At 44.9% G+C, this 4,023-nt stretch carries 1 protein-coding gene and 1 pseudogene; both read left to right on the forward strand.

All coding sequences use genetic code 11. The features are described from left to right. Window positions 1–573, forward strand: a pseudogene (locus tag F887_RS02225) (hypothetical protein); the annotation flags it as partial. A 616-nt stretch (window positions 574–1,189) separates the two neighbouring features. Beyond that, a partial coding sequence (locus F887_RS18380) for a beta strand repeat-containing protein (protein WP_005297085.1) occupies window positions 1,190–4,023 on the forward strand: 2,834 nt, incomplete at its 3' end.

Raw genomic sequence — 4,023 nt, forward strand, 5'->3', positions numbered from 1 at the left:
GGAATTATCGGTGGCATCACTGGCGGTATCGGTGGTGGTGGTGACGGCGGTCCTCTTGGCGCAGTCACTGGAATTATCGGTGGCATCACTGGTGGAATTGGCGGTGGTGACGGTGGTCCTCTTGGTGCAGTCACTGGAATCATTGGTGGCATCACTGGCGGTATCGGCGGTGGTGATGGCGGTCCTCTTGGCTCAATAACCGACATTCTCGGAGGTATTACGGGCGGCATCGGTGGTGGTGACGTGATTTCTGGTGTTGCTCAACCCATCCAAATCGTTGTTGGAAGTAGCAACCTAACACTCGATCTATTACAAGATAATATGAGTAATATATTCAGTAATGGGAATCTGTTTGAAGGACTGACCAGCCTTGTTCATGTGAATAATGACAATGGCGGTAATAGTGTAGATAGCATCTTGAATGCCATCACAGGCACGGTTTCTTCTGGTACTTCTGGCATCGCAGTCGGAGAGCCTAATCCAAATGGTGGAAGCATTACAGATCTCATCTCAGTTTCATCACCATTAACGAGTCTGACCGATCATCTATTCGGATCACTTCATCATTTCTAAGATTTTAAAATCAGAAAAGCCACTCTAAGTAGTGGCTTTTCTCTAGATAATTTAGAGCAAAGACGAATCTATTGATTTCAAATTGAGATAAAAGATTCTCTCCTATTAGTAAGTTTTTTTTAATAACAAGCAAACATGAACATAAAATACGCTAAAACCACTTAATGTTTTATTTTCAAAAATCAGCACCCCAAAAAACCTAATCAATTGATATAAAATAACTTTATATAAAAAATATTCCATAGAAATATTTGCTTTCAAACCAGTAACAAATCTTATAAATTTATTTTTCTCTACCCGATGATAACGCACATATAGAGACTCAATTATTATTTAATTATCTGATATAAAAGATTAATTTATTATTTTTCTGATTAAGCTTAAAACCCTATATCAATACAAATGTAAATTTATTCAAAAAAAAATATAAGAAAATACCTTTTTATTCAATAATTTAAATATAAATTTAACAATAAATTATGATGATTTATACAATTGACAAAATAATTGCCACATATAACACTAAAAAAGATTAATGTGACTTTAATCACAAAAAAATCATAGCAATTAATAACTACATCAAAAACAACACAACTTTAAAAATATAGGTATCGTTATGCTTTTCAAAAGTCTTTTGTCACCGATTAAAAGTATTACATCCAATCTCATCGATAGTAATACCTCAGCATCACATGTTGGCGGTTCAATTCTTGCTCCCCTTTCCCTTTCTACAATTACAAATATCGTTTCAACAAATACCGTAACCCATACGGTGAGCAGTATCACAGGCGGAGCAGCCAACAACCCTGTAAGTGCAATTACAGGTATTTTAGGAAGTGTAACTGGGAATGCCAGTCCTCTTTCAACAGTTACAAATATTCTTGGTGGTATTACGGGCGGTGCTGGCAGTAATCCACTTGGAGCCGTCACAAATATTGTTGGCAGTATTACAGGTGGGGGCAACGGTAATCCACTTGATACGGTAACGCATATTATTGGAGGCGTTACAGGTGGTACCGATGGCGGTCCACTTGGTACAGTCTCAGGTATCATTGGTGGTATTACGGGCGGTACCAATGGTGGCCCTCTTGGTGCAGTCACAGGAATCATCGGCGGCATTACAGGCGGAACTGATGGTGGTCCGCTTGGCGCAATTACAGGAATCATTGGGGGCATCACGGGTGGTACCGATGGTGGTCCTCTTGGCGCAGTCACAGGAATCATCGGTGGTATCACTGGCGGTGATTTAGGCAACAATCCTGTGACGGGTGTGATCCAAACGGGTATTGATGTGCTGCAAGGTGTTGAAAGCCTAAAAACAGAGATTATCAATACTGGAATTGATACTGTCGCAGGTACCATTATCAGTGCAGTTCATCAATCAGAGCACCCTATTGGTGATCTAGCTCATTTAGGTACCCTCACCTTTGAAACGTCTCGTGACACCGTAAACGGTACACTTGAAGCAATTTCTGATTTAGCGGGTGCAGATATTGGTGGTGCTGCTAGTTCCTTAACAGGTGTCGTTGGTACATTGATCAATAACGGCTCAACTGCTTCTGGTTTGGTTCAGCATATTACTGGCGATCTCACTGACGCAGGTGGCATTATCGGCGGTATTACAGGTGGAGTTGGTGGCGGTGACGGTGGTCCTTTAGGTGCGATCACGGGCATTATCGGTGGTATCACTGGTGGAGTTGGTGGTGGCGAAGGTGGTCCTTTAGGTGCGATCACAGGCATCATTGGTGGTATCACGGGCGGTATTGGTGGTGGTGACGGCGGTCCTCTTGGCGCGATCACGGGTATCATTGGTGGTATCACGGGCGGTGATTTAGGCAACAACCCTGTCACAGGTGTGATCCAAACAGGGATTGACGTGCTTCAAGGCGTTGAAAGCCTAAAAACAGATATTATCAATACAGGTATTAGCACTGTAGGCGGTGCAATTAGTGGTGTTCTTCCGGGCATTCATCCTGTCATAGACCTCACTAATCTTGGTACTCTCACATTTGAAACGTCTCGTGATACTGTAAACGGTACACTTGAAGCAATTTCTGATTTAGCGGGTGCTGATATTGGTGGCGCTGCGGGTTCTCTCACAGGTGTTGTCGGCACATTAATTAATAATGGCTCAACTGCTTCTGGTCTGGTTCAACATATTGCAGGTGACCTGACAGATGTCGGTGGCCTCATCGGCGGTGGCGAAGGTGGTCCTTTAGGTGCGATCACTGGCATCATTGGTGGTATCACGGGCGGTATTGGTGGTGGTGACGGCGGACCTTTAGGTGCAATCACAGGCATTATTGGTGGTATTACTGGCGGAATCGGTGGTGGTGACGGCGGACCATTAGGTGCAATTACAGGCATCATCGGTGGCATTACGGGTGGTGATTTAGGCAACAACCCTGTCACAGGTGTGATTCAAACAGGGATTGACGTTCTTCAAGGCGTTGAAAGCCTAAAAACAGATATTATCAATACAGGTATTAGCACTGTCGGTGGTGCAATTAGTGGTGTTCTTCCAGGCGTTCATCCAGTTACAGACCTCACTAATTTGGGTACTCTCACCTTTGAAACGTCTCGCGATACGGTAAATGGAACACTTGAAGCAATTTCTGATTTGGCAGGTGCAGATATTGGTGGCGCTATTGGCTCATTAACAGGTGTAGTCGGTACATTGATCAATAATGGCTCAACAGCCTCTGGTCTAGTTCAACATATTGCAGGTGATCTTACTAACGCAGGTGGAATCATTGGTGGTGACGGCGGCCCTCTTGGCGCGATCACTGGCATTATCGGCGGTATTACTGGCGGAATCGGTGGTGGTGACGGCGGACCTTTAGGTGCAATTACTGGCATTATCGGTGGCATTACTGGTGGTATCGGTGGTGGTGACGGTGGACCTTTAGGTACGATCACTGGCATCATTGGTGGCATTACTGGCGGTGATTTAGGCAACAACCCTGTCACAGGCGTGATTCAAACAGGGATCGATGTGCTTCAAGGTGTTGAAAGCCTAAAAACAGATATTATCAATACAGGTATTAGCACTGTTGGTGGTGCAATCAGCGGTGTTCTTCCGGGCGTTCATCCTGTCACAGACCTCACCAATCTCGGAACCCTCACCTTTGAAACGTCTCGCGATACGGTAAATGGCACACTAGAAGCAATTTCTGATTTAGCAGGTGCTGATATCGGTGGCGCTGCGGGTTCTCTCACAGGTGTTGTCGGCACATTGATCAATAATGGCTCAACAGCCTCTGGTCTGGTTCAGCATATTGCAGGCGATCTGACAGATGTCAGTGGCCTCATCGGCGGTGTGACTGGTGGAATCGGTGGTGGCGAAGGTGGTCCATTAGGTGCGATCACTGGCATCATTGGTGGTATCACGGGCGGTATTGGTGGTGGTGACGGCGGACCTTTAGGTGCAATCACAGGCATTATTGGTGG

The organism is Acinetobacter sp. NIPH 2100, assembly GCF_000369805.1.
Classification (GTDB): domain Bacteria; phylum Pseudomonadota; class Gammaproteobacteria; order Pseudomonadales; family Moraxellaceae; genus Acinetobacter.